Origin of the sequence: Dactylosporangium sp. McL0621 (assembly GCF_049995355.1) — a bacterium.
GTDB lineage: Bacteria > Actinomycetota > Actinomycetes > Mycobacteriales > Micromonosporaceae > Dactylosporangium.
In genome coordinates this window covers 1,837,557-1,852,476 of the sequence record NZ_CP188259.1, presented here as the reverse complement: position 1 = coordinate 1,852,476, position 14,920 = coordinate 1,837,557, and the positions used below count along the sequence as shown (strand labels likewise).

The 14,920-nt window shown below is 73.7% G+C and carries 16 protein-coding genes; 2 read left to right on the top strand and 14 right to left on the bottom strand.

Features of this window, described 5'->3' with window-relative positions; all coding sequences use genetic code 11:
- Positions 1 to 16: 16 nt before the first annotated feature.
- From ACPPVO_RS08520 to rimP, 14 genes are all read right to left on the bottom strand, one after another.
- A complete protein-coding gene (locus ACPPVO_RS08520; RefSeq protein ID WP_426510680.1) occupies positions 17 to 964 on the bottom strand; it encodes a bifunctional riboflavin kinase/FAD synthetase in 948 nt (315 codons plus the stop codon).
- Between the two features lie 94 nt (positions 965 to 1,058).
- Entirely contained in the window at positions 1,059 to 1,949 is an 891-nt protein-coding gene (gene truB, locus ACPPVO_RS08515) for a tRNA pseudouridine(55) synthase TruB (protein WP_426510679.1), read from the bottom strand.
- 17 nt (positions 1,950 to 1,966) lie between these two features.
- Positions 1,967 to 2,884: a DUF3626 domain-containing protein gene (locus tag ACPPVO_RS08510; RefSeq protein WP_426510678.1), complete on the bottom strand. Its 918-nt coding sequence runs from the start codon at positions 2,882 to 2,884 to the stop codon at positions 1,967 to 1,969.
- On the bottom strand, positions 2,881 to 4,167 hold the full coding sequence (locus tag ACPPVO_RS08505) for an MATE family efflux transporter (RefSeq protein ID WP_426514577.1): 1,287 nt from the start codon (positions 4,165 to 4,167) through the stop codon (positions 2,881 to 2,883). The genes ACPPVO_RS08510 and ACPPVO_RS08505 overlap by 4 nt, the downstream gene beginning before the upstream one ends.
- A 590-nt stretch (positions 4,168 to 4,757) precedes the next feature.
- A complete protein-coding gene (locus ACPPVO_RS08500) occupies positions 4,758 to 4,976 on the bottom strand; it encodes a DUF6186 family protein (protein WP_426510677.1) in 219 nt (72 codons plus the stop codon).
- Complete coding sequence (locus tag ACPPVO_RS08495; RefSeq protein ID WP_426510676.1) at positions 4,973 to 5,374, bottom strand: hypothetical protein; 402 nt, start codon at positions 5,372 to 5,374, stop codon at positions 4,973 to 4,975. Before ACPPVO_RS08495 ends, ACPPVO_RS08500 begins: the two co-directional genes overlap by 4 nt.
- A gap of 40 nt (positions 5,375 to 5,414) precedes the next feature.
- On the bottom strand, positions 5,415 to 6,491 hold the full coding sequence (locus ACPPVO_RS08490) for a DHH family phosphoesterase (RefSeq protein ID WP_426510675.1): 1,077 nt from the start codon (positions 6,489 to 6,491) through the stop codon (positions 5,415 to 5,417).
- A complete protein-coding gene (rbfA, locus tag ACPPVO_RS08485) occupies positions 6,488 to 6,964 on the bottom strand; it encodes a 30S ribosome-binding factor RbfA (RefSeq protein WP_426510674.1) in 477 nt (158 codons plus the stop codon). Before rbfA ends, ACPPVO_RS08490 begins: the two co-directional genes overlap by 4 nt.
- A 125-nt stretch (positions 6,965 to 7,089) precedes the next feature.
- Positions 7,090 to 7,386 carry a DUF503 domain-containing protein gene (locus tag ACPPVO_RS08480; RefSeq protein ID WP_360369684.1) on the bottom strand — a complete coding sequence of 99 codons (297 nt, stop codon included), beginning with the start codon at positions 7,384 to 7,386 and terminating at the stop codon, positions 7,090 to 7,092.
- Between the two features lie 460 nt (positions 7,387 to 7,846).
- Entirely contained in the window at positions 7,847 to 8,269 is a 423-nt protein-coding gene (locus tag ACPPVO_RS08475) for a hypothetical protein (protein ID WP_426510673.1), read from the bottom strand.
- 81 nt (positions 8,270 to 8,350) lie between these two features.
- Positions 8,351 to 11,437 (bottom strand): translation initiation factor IF-2, encoded by a 3,087-nt coding sequence (gene infB, locus ACPPVO_RS08470; RefSeq protein WP_426510672.1) that lies wholly within the window; start codon positions 11,435 to 11,437, stop codon positions 8,351 to 8,353.
- Between the two features lie 158 nt (positions 11,438 to 11,595).
- Positions 11,596 to 11,931: a YlxR family protein gene (locus ACPPVO_RS08465; RefSeq protein ID WP_360369678.1), complete on the bottom strand. Its 336-nt coding sequence runs from the start codon at positions 11,929 to 11,931 to the stop codon at positions 11,596 to 11,598.
- Between the two features lie 35 nt (positions 11,932 to 11,966).
- Positions 11,967 to 13,001 carry a transcription termination factor NusA gene (gene nusA / locus ACPPVO_RS08460; protein WP_360369675.1) on the bottom strand — a complete coding sequence of 345 codons (1,035 nt, stop codon included), beginning with the start codon at positions 12,999 to 13,001 and terminating at the stop codon, positions 11,967 to 11,969.
- Positions 12,998 to 13,543 carry a ribosome maturation factor RimP gene (rimP, locus tag ACPPVO_RS08455; RefSeq protein WP_426510671.1) on the bottom strand — a complete coding sequence of 182 codons (546 nt, stop codon included), beginning with the start codon at positions 13,541 to 13,543 and terminating at the stop codon, positions 12,998 to 13,000. The genes nusA and rimP overlap by 4 nt, the downstream gene beginning before the upstream one ends.
- Before the next feature lie 286 nt (positions 13,544 to 13,829).
- Here rimP and ACPPVO_RS08450 point away from each other — a divergent pair, with 286 nt between their 5' ends.
- Positions 13,830 to 14,321, top strand: coding sequence for a hypothetical protein (locus ACPPVO_RS08450; RefSeq protein WP_426510669.1), 492 nt, complete (start codon positions 13,830 to 13,832; stop codon positions 14,319 to 14,321).
- 28 nt (positions 14,322 to 14,349) lie between these two features.
- Positions 14,350 to 14,781 carry a ferritin-like domain-containing protein gene (locus tag ACPPVO_RS08445; protein WP_426510668.1) on the top strand — a complete coding sequence of 144 codons (432 nt, stop codon included), beginning with the start codon at positions 14,350 to 14,352 and terminating at the stop codon, positions 14,779 to 14,781.
- Positions 14,782 to 14,920: the final 139 nt, after the last annotated feature.

Sequence of the window (14,920 nt, the reverse complement as noted above, 5' to 3'; positions counted from 1 at the left end):
TAACAGATCGGGCGGATCAGGCCCGCATCGGACCGTTGCGCAGCACTTCCCGGGTCTGCTCGACATCCTCCGCGATCTGCGCGATCAGCGGCTCGACGCCCTGGTAGACGCGCTGCTCCCGCAGCCGGTCGGCGAAGTCCAGGTGCACGCGCTCGCCGTACAGGTCGCCCTCGAAATCCAGCACGAACGCCTCGACGCGCCGCTCCTTGCCGGAGAAGGTGGGGTTGGTGCCGATCGACACCGCCGAGGGCAGCCGGGCGCCGTCGCGGTCCCGGACGAGCCAGGCCGCGTAGATGCCATCCGCGGGCACCGCCGCCCGGGGCGGCACGAGCAGGTTTGCGGTGGGAAAGCCCAGCTCACGGCCCCGCTGGTCGCCGCGCACCACGACACCCTCGAGCCGGTGCGGCCGCCCGAGCGCGCGCGCCGCGGCCACGACGTCCCCCGCGTCGACGCAGCTGCGGATGTACGTCGAGGAGAACACCGTCCCCTCGTCCGCGACGAGCGGCGCTCCCTCGACCGCGAACCCGAACGTCCGCCCGAGCCGCGTGAGGAGGTCGACGTCGCCGGCCTGCTTGTGCCCGAACCGGAAGTTCTCCCCGACCACGACCAGGGCGGTATGCAGGTGCTCGACGAGCGCGTCGTGCACGAACTCCTCGGGTGACAGCCGCGAGTACTCCGCCGTGAACGGGATGACGCACAGCACGTCGACGCCGAGCGCCTCGATCAGCTCCGCCTTGCGCGCGGGCTCGGTCAGCACCGCCGGGTGCGACCCGGGCCGCACCACCTCGGACGGGTGCGGGTCGAACGTGAGCACGACCGACTGGACCCCGAGCTCGCCGGCCCGCTTCACGGCGTGGCCGATGATCTGCTGGTGGCCGCGGTGGACGCCGTCGAAGACCCCGATCGTCGCGACCGCGCGGCCCCAGCCGCCGGGCGCCGCCTGCGTTCCCCGCCACCGCTGCATGCCCCTGAGCCTACTTGGCCGCGGCGGTGCGGATCTCCCGGGCGCTGATGCGCACCCGGCCGCGCGGCACCGCGACCGCGGCGCCCGGCGCCCCCTACGGCACGAGGACGATCTCCGGGCGGGCCTTGCCGTCACGCTCCCGGACGATCGCGAGCACGGTGCCATCGGGCGCGAACACCGCGTACGGCTCCGCGATGCCGATCGGGGCCAGCGGGCCGCCGTGGGAGAGGACCTTCGCCTCGTCCTCGGAGGCGTCGCGGCGGGGGAAGCAGCGGTCCGCCGCCGCCGGGAGGGGCAGCGTCACCGGGTCCGGGCGCTCGGCCAGCTCGTCCAGCGTCGCGGCCTCGGCCAGGGTGAAGCCGCCCACCGCGGTGCGCCGCAGCGCCGTGAGGTGGCCGCCGACGCCGAGGGTTGCGCCCAGGTCGCGGGCGAGGGCGCGGATGTACGTGCCCGACGAGCAGGCCACGTCCACGTCGAGGTCCACGTGCGCGCCCGCGCGGCGCACGGCCAGGACGTCGAGGCGCGAGACGGTCACGGGGCGGGCGGCGAGCTCGACCTCCTCGCCGGAGCGGACGCGGTGGTACGAGCGGACGCCGTTGACCTTGATGGCCGACACGGCGCTGGGGACCTGGAGGATGTCGCCGCGCAGCGGGGCCAGGGCGGCCGCGAGCGCGTCCCCGGTGACGGCCGAGGCGTCCGCGCGGGCGACCACGTCGCCCTCGGCGTCGTCGGTGACCGTGGACTCGCCGAGGCGGATCGTCGCCGTGTACTCCTTCGTGCTCCCGATCACGTACGTCAGCAGGCGCGTCGCCTTCTCCACGCCCACGATCAGCACGCCGGTGGCCATGGGGTCGAGGGTGCCGCCGTGCCCGACCCGCCGCGTCCGCGCGATGCGGCGCATGCGCGACACCACGTCGTGGGAGGTCATGCCGCCGGGCTTGTCGACGACGACAAGGCCGCCCGGGGTCGCCGCCTTCTGAGCCATGGCCGACACCCTAGCGTTCAGCCGAACTCGACCAGGCAGTGCCACAAGTACTTCAGCAGCTGGAGCACCTCCGGCGGCGAGCCCCACCGCAGCGGGTCGCGCGCGGCCGCGCCGATGAGCGCCGGGTCGACCTCCGCCACGCCGTAGTGCGCGCACAACCCGTGCGCGAGTACCGGCACCTCGGGGCCGCGGAAGTCGTCGGGGATGTCCGACGGCGCGAGCCGGAAGCCGGAGCGCCACTCGACCCGCAGGCCGTAGCGCTCGGTGAGCGCGTCGGCGGCGGCCGCGGTACCGCAGCCGGAGCCCTTGAAACTGCTGTCCAGCACCAGCGCCTCGACGTCGTCGGCCAGGCGCACCGGGCCGTGGATCTGCGCCTCGACGTAGTCGTCCAGCGCGCGCCCGGGGCCGGGCCGGCGCGGGCGGCTCAGCGCGTCCGCGCCGTGGTGGGCGTGCAGCGCGTCGAGCACGGCGTCGAACGCGTCAGCGGTGCCCGCGGAGGTCGGGTGCCGGGCGCTGTCGCCGAACGTGAACGTCGCCCAGGCCAGCACGTGCGGGCGCAGGCGCAGGTGGGCGGAGCCGAAGCGGGGCGCGGCGCCGTCCTCGTGGTGCAGGAGGTTGAGCGCCCCGTACTTCGGGCGGTCCCGCGCGCGGACGCCCGGGCGCTGGTAGGCGCCGCCGAACATGCGCTCCTCCCAGCGGTCGCGGTCGCCGCCCGGGAACGCGGTCAGGCCGCCGTTGGAGATGCCGGTCTCGAACTGGCTGCGGAAGCGCCCGTCGGCGAGGAGGCCGTCGATGACGGTGCCGCCGGGGACGCTGCGGTCCGGATGGAAGTTGATCGTGATGGGCGCCTCGACGGCGAGCGGCGTGGAACCCGCCCGCAGGCGGCGGACGTGGTCGAGGGCCGCCGTCTGCGCATCGGTCAGCACCGGCGTCATCGTACGGCGCCGGCCACCGCCCAGCGGTCCCCCGCGAGCCGCCACAGCAGCCCGGCGAGGCGCAGCGCGATGAAGAGCGTCAGCGCCGCCCACACGCCGCGCAGGCCGGCGCCGGACAGGTACGCCAGCCAGATCCCCGGCAGGAACCCGCCCAGCGCGCTGACGAGCGTGAGGTTGCGCAGGTAGCCGACGTCCCCGGCGCCGAGGAAGACCCCGTCGAGGGCGAACACGACGCCCGCGGCGGGCATCATGGCCACGAAGAACCACCAGGCGTGGCGGGCCTGCGCGTACACCTCCGGGTCGGCCCCGAACCACGGCCGGACGGCGAGCAGCGCGGCCGCGACGAGCACGGCGAACGCCGCCCCGGCGACCAGGCCGGCGAGGGTGATGCGGCGGGCGAGGTGGCGCGCCTCGGCCACGCGCTCGCCCCCGAGCGCGGCGCCGACGAGCGACTGGGCCGCGATGGCCAGGGCGTCGAGCGCGAGCGCGGTGAAGAAGAAGAGCTGGATGGCGATCTGGTGGGCGGCGAGCGCGGCGTCGCCGAAGCGGGCCGCGACCGCGGACGCGGACAGGAAGCAGGCCTGGAACGCGGCGCCGCGCAGCAGCAGGTCGCGCCCGAGCGCGAGCTGGCGGCCGATGACGGCCAGGTGCGGGCGCAGCGGCACGCGCTCGCCGGCGAGGGCCCGCACGAACAGCAGCCCGACGACGGTCTGGGCGGTGACGTTGGCGACGGCGGAGCCGGTGAGGCCCAGGCCGGCCGGGTACACCAGCAGCGGGCACAGCGCCGCGGACAGCGCGTTGGCGGCCAGCACGTAGTACAGGGGGCGGCGGGTGTCCTGCACGCCGCGCATCCAGCCGTTGCCCGCGGTGCCGAGCATGAGCCCGGGCGCGCCGAGCGCGGCGATGCGCAGCCAGCCCTCGGCGTTGGACGCGACGTCGCCGGCCCCGCCGGCCAGGGCCCGGGTGAGCGGCCCGGCGGCGGCCTCGAGGACGAGCAGGATGGTGACGCCGCCGGCGAGGGCGAGCCAGGACGCCTGGACGCCCTCCTCGACGGCCTCCGTGCGCTGCCCGGCCCCGAAGCGGCGGGCGGCGCGGCCGGTGGTGCCGTAGGCGAGCACGGTGCCCAGCCAGACGGCGAACGACATGACGGAGCCGCCGATGGCCAGCCCGGCGAGCTGCGTGCGCCCGAGGTGGCCGACAACGGCGGTGTCGACGAGGACGTAGAGGGGTTCGGCGGCGAGTACCACGAGCGCGGGGAGGGCCAGCGCGGCCACCCGCCGCATCGTCGGAGCCTGATCGACCGTCACCCGGTCATCGTAAGGGTAGGAAAGCCTCTCGGCAGTTACCGAGGTGACACAACCTCTTCCGATGGGAGACCGTGACGTCGTGCGGGGCGTCCCGGTCTCCCATGGGAAGAGCGTGTGTTGTTCAGCCGCGCCGGTCCATCGACATCTGCAAAGCGGCGCGGGCGCGCTCGCGGGTGTCGGCCGGGGGCTCCTGCGGCTTCGGCTGGGGCTTCTGCTGGTCAGGCATGACGCTGGTCTCCTCTGTTGCCAGGTGCTGATGGTCGGTGCTTGCTCGGTCGCGCCGGGGTCACCGGGAAACACGTGCGGCACACGCCAAGGAGACCGACGTGGGTGATGTCGGCCTGTTGACACAGGTTGCTGCGCACGTCATTCCTCGCTTCCGGCGGATGGTTCGGGCCGTGTCACCCGCCGCCGGAGCCGCTGTCTAGGAGCGGTGCGCCCGGGGCGGGCGGCGAAGAATTCGTACTGTGCGCATGCGACTAAGCTATCGTTCAGTTCCAGCATGTGCGACGACATCCCGCGATCTGGAACGGTGTGTCGCGGGTGTGACAGATCGATTTCGCAGCTCAGCGGGCCAGGAAGTGCCAGCCGAGCCACCACCAGAAGCCGAACATGGCAACGCGGCCGACGGGGAGCGGGCCCACGCGGTACCGCATGACGATCCCGCACACGTCGCCGAGGCTCGGCACCCGGGAGTTCTCGCGCCGGGAGGCGATCTCGACCGCCGCGAAGAGCCCGAGGGCCGCGGTGAACAGCACCGTGACGAGCAGCTGCCCGGCGCTCACCGGCGCACCATCGCCCAGAACGCCCACAGCCAGCCGAAGTAGGCGGCCGTGCGGGCCCAGTAGTGCTCGAGCACCGGGTCGGCGAGGCGGGACAGGGTCGGGTACGAGTGCGAGCCGTTGAGGAACGTCGCGCCCTCCACGACGCCGAAGAGCAGCAGCGGCACCAGCCACCAGGCCGCGCCGCGCGACAGCCGGGCCGGCGAGGCCCGGCGCGGCACCGCCGCCGACATGCCCAGCCAGAACAGCACCCCGCCGGTGGCCAGGACGAGCAGGTTGGCCCGCAGCCCGAACGACGGCGAGGCCCCGCCGACCAGCGAGATCAGCGCAAAGACGGGCGTCAGCACTACCGGCCGGGCCCAGGCCCGGTCGACCTCCGCGACAAGCTCGGGTCGGTCCATCCCTCGATTGTCACCGGAATCGATGCCCGCGGGCCAGCAGTTATGTCCCGGAGATTCTCCCGGAGTTCACCCTGATCCCGGCCGGGGCGGGCAGCAGCCCGCGGATCGCGTCGACGACGTCCTCGACCGTGCCGGACGCGCTGAACCCGGCGGCGAAGCGGTGCCCGCCGCCGCCCAGGGCCACGGCGACCGCGCTGACGTCGACGGCGCCCTTGCTGCGCAGCGAGACCGACCACTCCCCCGGCCGGACCGGCTTGACGACGCACGCGACGTCCGCCTCGGCGGCCGTGCGCACGGTGTCGATGAGCGCCTCGATGGCCGACGGCGCCTGGTCCTGGGCGGCGAGGTCGTCGGGGGTGAGGTACGTCCACACGAACCCCAGCCCGCCCGCCCCGTCGGCCTCGAGCACCGTGCGGGCCAGCGCGGTGCCGAAGACCCGCAGCGCGCCGACCGGCCGCGTGTCGAACAGGCGCCGCGAGATCTCCCCGACCGGGATGCCGGTCGCGATGAGGCGCGCCGCGAGCTCGTGCACGGCCGGGGTGGTGGAGGCGAACCTGAAGGAGCCGGTGTCGGTGGCCAGGGCCACGTAGAGGCACTCGGCGATGGCGGCGTCCAGCGGTACACCCAGACGGCGCAACAGCCCGTCGGAGAGCACGGACGTGGCCGCCGCCGCCGGGTCCACGAGGTTGATCCGCCCGAAGCCCGGGTTGGAGGCGTGGTGGTCGAGCACGATGCCGACGGGCGCGGCCCGCAGCCGGTCGGCCAGGCCGCCGAGCCGCTCGATGCTTGCCACGTCGAAGACGAGCATGGCGTCGGGCGCGGGGTCGGCGTCCTCCTCGGCGACGAGCAGGTCGGTGCCGGGCAGCGCGTCGAACGGCGCCGGCAGCCGCATCGGCCCCGGGAAGGTCGCCGTGACGCGCCCGAGCCCGAGCCCGCGCAGCCCGAGACCGGCACCGAGCATGCTGCCCAGCGCGTCGCCGTCGGGGTTCACGTGGCAGGCGAGCAGCACCCGGGCGCCGGGCGGCAGCCCGCGCAACGCCGCGACGGCCGCCGCCCACTCGGTCTCGGAGGGGTGTACGGCGGCCTCGGGGTCTCCCCCGGCGGCCGCCTCGCTCACCGCCGGTCCTGGCCCACGACGACCTCGTCGTCGGCTTCCAGGTCGTCGGCGTCGTCGTCCTCGAGCTTGTACGGCTGCGGGTCGCCCGCGTAATGCGCGCCGGCCGCGAGGCGCTGGACCTCGGCGTCGGCGTCGTGCGCGCTGGCGAGCAGCTCGTCGATGTGCTTGACCTGCTCGGACACGTCGTCGTGCACGAACGCCAGGCTCGGCGAGTGCCGCAGCCCCAGCGCCTTGCCGACGGTGGAGCGCAGCAGGCCCTTCGCGCTCTCCAGGGCGGCCGCGGTGCCCGCCTGGGCGGCCGCGTCGCCGAGCACGGTGTAGAACACGGTCGCCTCGCGCAGGTCCGCGGTGATCCGCGCGTCGGTGATCGTGATCATGCCCAGCCGCGGGTCCTTGATCTGCGTCCGCACCACCGACGCGACCAGTTCGCGCACGCGCTCCGCGTGCCGCCGCACCTTCGCCGGATCCGTCATCTCGAACACCTCCGCAGCCAAACGGCCCGCCGCCGGCCTCGGGCCGGCCCGCCGGACCTGAAGATCTGACCAACGCCTTGACAGTACCCGCGCCCCGCCCGTGGAGCCGCGTCCCAAAGCCAGGATTACTCGTCGTCGTCACCGTGCAACCGACGGCGCACGGAGAGCAGCTCGAACTCGGGCCGCCCGGCGACGGCCCGCTCGCACGTGTCGAGCACCTCCCGCACGTGGCCCGCCTCGGCGGCCACGACGGCGATGCCGATCTCGGCCCGCCCGGTGAGATCGAGCGCCCCGACCTCGGCGACGGAGACCTCGAACTTGCGCAGAAACGCGATCAGCGGCCGCACGTACGAGCGCTTGGCCTTGAGCGAACGCGAGTCCCCGGGCAGTAGCAGGTCGAAGACCGCGGTTCCGGTATACACGGCGCAAGATCCTAACCGCGAAAGCGCTTTCGCGCTTCCGGATTTAACAGCCTTTGGCTCGGGCCCGCGTCACCTGCGGGCCGTAGCTCCCGCCAGAAATCCCGGCGCCCGTGGCGCCAAGACCGCACCAGGGCCTCCACGGCGCGTCGCCGCAACCACGGTCCGGGGCGGCGGCTCAAGCGACGCCCAGCGGGCCCTCGCCCGGTCAGAGGAGACTCGGACTCCCTCCCCCCGCCCGCGCGGCGGCTCAAGCTCCCTCGCCCGGGTCGCGCGGCGGCTCAAGCTCCCTCGCCCGGGTCGCGCGGCGGCTCAAGCTCCCTCGCCCGGGTCGCGCGGCGGCTCAAGCTCCCTCGCCCGGGTCGCGCGGCGGTTCAAGCTCCCTCGGGCGCCTCCCTCGCCCGGGTCGCGCGGCGGTTCAAGCTCCCTCGGGCGCCTCCCTCGGCCCTGGGCGCGCGGCGGCTCAGGCGACCAGCAGGGGGTCCTCGCCCGGCCGGGTGAACGGCGGCTCCAGCGGTGGCCGGGCCAGGATCGGCGGCTCCGGCTCGATCGGCAGCGCGGCCGCGCCCAAGCCCGGCAGCGGACCCCGCCGCCGCGGCTGGACGGCACCGGCGCTGCCCCCGCGCCCGCGGTACACGTACAGGGAGTCGGGCGCGACCGCGTCCAGGGCCGCCACGACGGCCGGCAACTGCCGGAACCGCTCCCAGTCGGACGCGTCGGCGAAGCCGAGCTCGAAGACGACCCCGAAGTCCTCGGAGCGCCAGGTCCAGTCGCGGACCCCGTGCGTAACCGCGGCCTCGATCAGGGCCGCGCTGTGGGCATCACGCCACTCCCGCGCCGGGTGCTCCCCGTCGCGGACCTCGATCGACCACCACGACAGATCCATGATGTGACCGAGGTTACTCCTCGTCCGGGAGATGCCAAAGGGGGCCGCGGCGAACCGCGGCCCCCTCTGTCACTGCGTTGATCAGGTGCGGGGCTTCTCGCGAAGCTCCCACGTCTCGATGACGTCGCCGATCTGGATGTCGTTGTACGTCCCGAGCGTGATACCGCACTCGAAGCCCTCGCGGACCTCGGTCGCGTCGTCCTTGAAGCGGCGCAGGCCGGCGATCGACAGGTTGTCGTTCACCACCGCCCCGTCCCGGACCAGGCGCGCCTTGGTGTTGCGCCGGATCAGGCCGGTACGGACGATGCAACCCGCGATGTTGCCGAAGCGCGACGAGCGGAAGACCTCGCGGATCTCCGCCGTGCCGAGCTCGACCTCCTCGTAGACCGGCTTGAGCAGGCCCTTGAGGGAGGACTCGATGTCCTCGATCGCCTGGTAGATGACGGTGTAGTACCGGATCTCCACGCCCTCGCGGTCGGCCAGGTCGCGCGTGCGGCCCTCGGCCCGCACGTTGAACCCGAGGATGATCGCGTCCGAGGCGCTGGCCAGGTTGACGTCGTCCTGCGTGACCGCACCGACACCGCGGTGGATGATCCGCAGCTGGACCTCGTCCGAGACGACGATCTTGACCAGCGCGTCCTCGAGCGCCTCGACCGAGCCCGAGCCGTCACCCTTGAGGATGAGGTTGAGCGTGGTCTTCTCGCCCTGCTTGAGCTGGTCGAACAGCGTCTCGAGGGTGACCCGGCCGGTGCGTGCGGCCATCTCGGCCGCGCGGCGGCGAGCCTGCCGCTGCTCGGCGATCTGGCGCGCGGTGCGGTCGTCGTCGGCGGCGAGGAACGTGTCGCCGGCGCCGGGCACCGAGGTCAGGCCGAGCACGAGGACCGGACGGGCCGGACCCGCGTGCGGCACGGGCTTGCCGTTCTCGTCGAGCATCGCCCGGACGCGTCCGTAGGCGCGGCCGGCGACGATCGAGTCACCGACGTTGAGCGTGCCCTTCTCCACCAGGACGGTGGCGACCGGGCCACGGCCGCGGTCGAGGTGCGACTCGATCGCGATGCCCTGGGCCTGGCCGTCGATCGGCGCGCGCAGGTCGAGCGCGGCGTCGGCGGTCAGCAGGACGGCCTCGAGGAGCCCGTCGATGTTGATCCGGCTCTTCGCCGAGATGTCGACGAACATCGTCTCGCCGCCGTACTCCTCGGCGACCAGCCCGTACTGCGTGAGCTCCTGCCGCACCTTGGCCGGGTTGGCCTCGGGCTTGTCGATCTTGTTCACCGCGACCACGATCGGCACCTCGGCCGCCTGGGCGTGGTTGAGCGCCTCGATCGTCTGGGGCATCACGCCGTCGTCGGCCGCGACCACCAGGACCACGATGTCCGTGGCCTGGGCGCCGCGGGCACGCATGGCGGTGAACGCCTCGTGACCCGGGGTGTCGATGAAGGTGATCGCGCGATCCTCTTCACCGTGCTCGACGTGAACCTGGTAGGCCCCGATGTGCTGGGTGATGCCACCGGCCTCGCCCGCCGCGACGTTCGTCTGGCGGATCGCGTCGAGCAGCTTCGTCTTGCCGTGGTCGACGTGACCCATGACGGTCACGACCGGCGGCCGGATGACCAGGCGCTCCTCGTCGACCTCGGCGTCGAGGTCGATGTCGAAGCGGGCCAGCAGCTCGCGGTCCTCGTCCTCGGGGCTGACGATCTGCACGTCGAAGCCGAGGTGCTCGCCGAGCAGCTGCAGCGTCTCGTTGGTGCACGACTGGGTCGCCGTCACCATCTCGCCCAGGTTGAACATCTCCTGCACGAGCGAGCCCGGGTTCGCGTTGATCCGGTCGGCGAAGTCCGACAGCGACGCACCCTGCGGGAGACGGATCGCCTGACCCTGACCCCGAGGGGCGCCCGAGCCCATGGTGGGCGCGGAGAGGTTGTCGAACTCTTGTCTGCGCTGCTTCTTCGACTTGCGGCCACGCGTCGGCCGGCCGCCGGGACGCCCGAAGGCACCCGCCGCGCCACCGCCACGGCCGCGACCGCCGGCGCCACCACCGGGGCGACCGGCACCGCCGGCACCCGCGGGCGCGCCGCCGCCACCGCCGGGACCACCGCGGTAGCCGCCGCCACCGCCGGGAGCGCCACCGCCGGGACCGCCACGGAAGCCGCCACCGCCGGCGCCGGCGCCCCCACCGGGACCGCCGCGGAAGCCACCGCCACCACCGCCACCGCCGGGACCGCCGGGGCGACCGGCGCCACCGCCGGGTCCGCCACGGAAGCCGCCGCCACCGCCACCGCCGCCACCGGGACGACCGGGACGGTCACCGCCGGGGCCGCTCGGGCGACCGGGCCGCTGGCTCGGCATCTGCGACGGGTTGGGCCGCGGGCCGCCCATCGAGGCCGGGTTCGGCCGCGGAGGCATGGACGACGGGTTGGGCCGGGGAATGTTGCCGGGTGTCGGCGGGCGCGGCGAGGCGCCACCGGACACACCGAACGGGTTGTTGCCCGGGGAACGGGCCGGCGGGCGGTTGCCCTGACCCGGACGCGGGCTCTGGCCCGGACGCGGACCGCCCGAGCTCGGCGCGCCGCCGCCGGACGGACCGGAGGCGGGGCTGGGGCGCGGACCGGGCGACGGAGCGCCGGCACCACCGCTGGGCGGCGCCGGGTTCTCGCGCCGCGTGTTCTCCCGCTGACGCGCCTGCTGGGCGGCCTTCATCGCCGCTTCCTGCTCGGCCTTCAGCGCGGTTGCACGCTGCTCGGCCGCCTGGACCTCGATGTCGTGCGCACTCGTCGGCTTGACGGCCGGCGGGGCCGGACGCGGCGGGCCGGGCACGGGGCCGCGGCCGCCACCGCCTCCAGAGCCACCGGATCCGCCACCCGCGGGCGGCTGCTGGGGCCGCTTCGGGGGCGCAAAGGGTTTCGCCGCCGGAGACGGCGAGGGACGGGGAGCCGCCGGAACTGGCGTCGACGATTGAGCCGACGCGGACGGCGCAGGAGGTGCCGAGGGCGCCGGAGCTGACCCTCCACCGTTTTCGAAGCTCGCACGCAGCCGGCGCGCCACAGGCGCCTCGACCGTGCTGGATGCGGACTTCACGTACTCGCCAAGCTCCTGCAGCTTCGCAAGTACGGTCTTGCTTTCGACCCCGAGCTCTTTCGCCAGCTCGTGTACGCGGGCCTTGCCTGCCACTACACTCCTCACCTCGAGGCCGGGCGGCAAGTTCCGCTCCGACCTCACTCGTGCACTTGAAGCCTGGTCATCTCAGGGACTTCATCGTGTGCTCATGTCCGTCGTCCTACCTAGCGTGTCCGGGTGGGGCGTCGCGCTCCCACCATCGGCGGTTCCGATTACTGCGTATGCTCCGGCTCCGTCACCGCCGCCGAGGCGACGGCTTCGACCAGCGGACCGGTGTCGAGGACACCGGCGATGCGCAGGGCCCGCCCGAAGGCGCGCCGACGCTCCGCTAGCGCGAGGCAAGCCGGATCGGGATGCAGGTGCGCGCCCCGGCCCGGCCGTCTGCGAGCCGGATCGGGGACAGCCCTGAACTGGTCAGGGCCACTCTCGATCGCGACAAATCGCAGCAACTCGGTGGATGACGCACGCTTCCGGCATCCGATACATGTGCGAACCGGTTCCGCTCGATCAGGTCTTACTTGATCAGATGCAGCCGGAATCGCAGGCATGCCAGCCGGGGGCGTGCGACGTACCACCAAGAAGTCTACCCTGCACTTTCGGCGCGTGCCGCGCCCGGTCCGGTGACGTGATCGACGTTGCCGTCCGGAGCGTTGTCCGGTCTGATATCGATCCGCCATCCGGTGAGCCGTGCGGCGAGCCGCGCGTTCTGGCCCTCTCTGCCGATGGCCAGGGAAAGCTGGAAGTCCGGGACGGTCACCCGGGCCGCCCGGTTGCCCGCGTCGACGACTTCCACGTTGAGGGCTTTTGCGGGAGAAAGCGCATTTCCGACGAACTGCGCAGGGTCGTCGGACCAGTCGATGATGTCGATCTTCTCACCGTGCAGCTCGCTCATGACCGCGCGGACCCGCTGGCCCATCGGGCCGATGCAGGCCCCCTTCGCGTTCACCCCCGTGACCGTCGAGCGCACCGCGATCTTCGTGCGGTGGCCGGCCTCACGGGCGATGGCGGCGATTTCGACCGTACCGTCGGCGATTTCCGGCACTTCCAGCGCGAACAGGCGCTTCACGAGATTCGGGTGCGACCGCGACAGGGTGACCTGGGGGCCACGGAAGCCCTTGACCACGTGGACCACGATCGCCTTGATCCGCTGCCCGTGCTCGTAACGCTCCCCGGGCACCTGCTCGGCGGCCGGAAGCATCCCCTCGATCTTGCCGAGGTCGATCGTGACGATGCCCTTCTCGGCCCGCGCCTCGTGCGCCTGGATCACGCCGGTGACCAGGTCGCCGTCGCGCCCGACGTACTCGCCGAAGTGCGCCTCGTCGGTGGCCTCGCGCAGCCGCTGCAGGATCACCTGCTTGGCGGTCATCGCCGCGATGCGCCCGAAGTCGTGCGGGGTGTCGTCGTACTCGCGCACGATCGTCCCGTCCTCGTCGACGTCCTGGGCGAGCACGGAGGCCGCGCCCGTGCGCCGGTCGATCTCGACCCGGGCGTGCGAGTTGGCCCCTTCGGTGTGCCGGTACGCGGTCAGCAGTGCGGTCTCGATCGCCGCGAGAATGGTCTCGAACGGGATCTCGCGCTCGCGCTCCAGAGCGCGGAGAGCCGCAAGGTCGATGTTCATGCCCCGTCCTCCCCTTCCTCGTCGTCTTCGTCGTCGTCTTCGTCGGTCTCTTCGTCCTCGGGGTCGGGCAGGTCGGCGAGCCGCTTGAGCTCCACCTCGACCCGCCCGGGGCCGAGCTCGGCGTACGGATGCTCCGTCTTCGCCCCGTCCACGTCGAGCGTCACTCCACCGTCGCCGGCGGCCAGCACGCGGCCGGTCACCTCGCGCCCGGCGATCTTCACCTGCACCAGCCGGCCCCGGTTGCGCCGCCAGTGCCGCGGCAGGGTCAGCGGCCGCTCCACGCCCGGCGACCCGACCTCCAGCTCGTACTCCCCCGCGATCAGCTCGTCGCCCTCGGCCTCCGCCTTGTCCAGCGCGGTGGAGATGGCGCGGGAGAGCTCGGCGACCGCGTCGAGGTCGACGCCCTTGTCACTGTCGACCGCGATGCGCAGCAGGTGCCGCCGCCCGACCCGGGTGACGGTGAGGTCCTCGAGGTCGAAACCGCCCGCCGCGACGACCGGTTCGACCACCGCCAGGAGGCGCTGTCGATGCTGCTGCGCCATAGATCGACACCCCTCCGAATGGCACCCGCACGGGCGCACGCCTTCACGCCGCCTGCGCCGAAGCGCGCGGGCGGCTCGTGCAGAGCGTAACGCGACGTGACTCGGGACGTCCCGGCGGCGCTCCGAACGCCACCCGGCAGCGGCACTCACCAGCACCGGACCGCCCAAACCCCTTGACCCGTCGCGGCACCGAGCGCGCCCGCCCGGTTGCGCTGCGTAGAACCTTGGGGCGGGGGCCTCAGGGCGGGTACAGCGTGAGGGGCGCCGATGGTGTTCACTATTGCGCGTGCATCTCCGCCGACGCGCCCTGCTCGCCGCCGCCGCGGCGGCCACGACCGCGTCGCTGACGGGCTGCGACCTGGACAGCGATCCGAAGGACCCGCCGTTCGACCCGTCCGGCGACGCACTCATGCCGCTGCTGGCCGGCGCGGTGGCGCTGCGTGACCGCTACGGCGAGGTGCTGACCGCCTTCCCGGCCCTGCAGGACCGGCTCGGGCCGCTCAAGGACGACCACGCGCAGCACGTGGTCGCGCTCGCCCGGGAGATCGGCCTGCCGGAGCAGGGGCCGTTCCCGGCGGTCAGCGGCTCCGCGGCCGCGCCGGGCTCGACCGCGCCGGTGCCGGGCGACCAGGCGGCGGTGCTCGCGGACCTGGCGAAGCTGGAGAAGGACGGCCGGCGGGACGCGGAGGCGGCGTGCCTGGCGGCGCCCTCCTACCGCGCGGCCCTGCTGGGCTCGATCGCCGCCTGCCGGGCGGGCCACGGGGAGGTGCTGGCGTGACGCTCGAAGCCGCACCGGGGGTGTTCGCATGACGCCGGCCGACGAGCGCCTCGTCGCCGCCCTGCAGGCCGAGCACGCGGCCATCTACGGCTACGGCGTGCTGGGCCCCAGGCTCGACGCCGCGACGGTCGCACTGGCCCGGGCCGCCGACAACGCCCACCGCACCCGCCGCGACGCGCTGCTGGTGCGCCTGACCAGCGACGGCGTGACCCCACCACCGACCGCGGCCTCCTACCAGCTGCCGTTCGCGATCACCGACCGCGCGGCCGCGCTGAAGCTCGCCGTCCAGCTGGAGGACCGCACCGCGGCGCAGTGGCGCCTGGCCCTGCCGGCCACCGACGGCGACGTGCGCAAGATCGTCCTGGACGCGCTGATCGACTACACGACGCGCGCGGTCGCGTTCCGCAAGGCGGGCAGCATGACCCCGCTGGTGGCCGCGTTCCCGGGCAAAACCGCCTGAACCGCCCCGCGCTCCCGATACTCCCGAACTTGTGCCACAGCAAGGCCGCATCACTCCATCGGGCTGTCCGCTCCGCGACGATCGTTGCATCACGCCACGAGCGTCTAGACGAGAGGAGGGCCAGACATGCGCCGCACCG

Coding starts and splice junctions, on each gene's coding strand:
- ACPPVO_RS08495 (WP_426510676.1), bottom strand. CDS start 5,374: ATGGACCGACCCGAGCTTGTCGCGGAGGTCGACCGGGCCTGGGCCCGG.
- ACPPVO_RS08465 (WP_360369678.1), bottom strand. CDS start 11,931: ATGCCTGCGATTCCGGCTGCATCTGATCAAGTAAGACCTGATCGAGCG.
- truB (WP_426510679.1), bottom strand. CDS start 1,949: ATGGCTCAGAAGGCGGCGACCCCGGGCGGCCTTGTCGTCGTCGACAAG.
- rimP (WP_426510671.1), bottom strand. CDS start 13,543: ATGGCGCAGCAGCATCGACAGCGCCTCCTGGCGGTGGTCGAACCGGTC.
- ACPPVO_RS08520 (WP_426510680.1), bottom strand. CDS start 964: ATGCAGCGGTGGCGGGGAACGCAGGCGGCGCCCGGCGGCTGGGGCCGC.
- nusA (WP_360369675.1), bottom strand. CDS start 13,001: ATGAACATCGACCTTGCGGCTCTCCGCGCTCTGGAGCGCGAGCGCGAG.
- ACPPVO_RS08505 (WP_426514577.1), bottom strand. CDS start 4,167: ATGCGGCGGGTGGCCGCGCTGGCCCTCCCCGCGCTCGTGGTACTCGCC.
- rbfA (WP_426510674.1), bottom strand. CDS start 6,964: ATGACGGATCCGGCGAAGGTGCGGCGGCACGCGGAGCGCGTGCGCGAA.
- ACPPVO_RS08445 (WP_426510668.1), top strand. CDS start 14,350: ATGACGCCGGCCGACGAGCGCCTCGTCGCCGCCCTGCAGGCCGAGCAC.
- ACPPVO_RS08510 (WP_426510678.1), bottom strand. CDS start 2,884: ATGACGCCGGTGCTGACCGATGCGCAGACGGCGGCCCTCGACCACGTC.
- ACPPVO_RS08475 (WP_426510673.1), bottom strand. CDS start 8,269: ATGGATCTGTCGTGGTGGTCGATCGAGGTCCGCGACGGGGAGCACCCG.